At 50.2% G+C, this 249-nt stretch carries 1 protein-coding gene; it reads right to left on the bottom strand.

All coding sequences use genetic code 11. The annotated features are described in order from the left end of the window. A partial coding sequence (locus tag A3761_RS04870; RefSeq protein ID WP_156491604.1) for an AMP-binding protein occupies window positions 1-249 on the bottom strand: 249 nt, incomplete at both ends.

Below are 249 nucleotides of genomic sequence, written 5' to 3'. Positions count from 1 at the left end.
TCTCCAAAGGGGTTTGGAATAAAGACCTTCCGGGTTAATTCGTCACGATTGTTATAGCCTAAGGTCAAACCGTCACCACCGATGTATAGTTCGCCAGCGATGCCGTTAGGGACAGGGCGCAGCTGCTCATCCAGCACATATAACTGAGTGTTGGCGATAGGTAAGCCCAATCCAGGCGGTGTTTGGGTTTGTGTAATCTGGGCACAGCTAGACCAAACGGTGGTTTCAGTTGGGCCATACATGTTCCAA

Source organism: Oleiphilus sp. HI0123, from assembly GCF_001635315.1.
The sequence above is the reverse complement of the archived record's forward strand: the minus strand, read 5'-3'. Positions and strand labels throughout refer to the sequence as shown.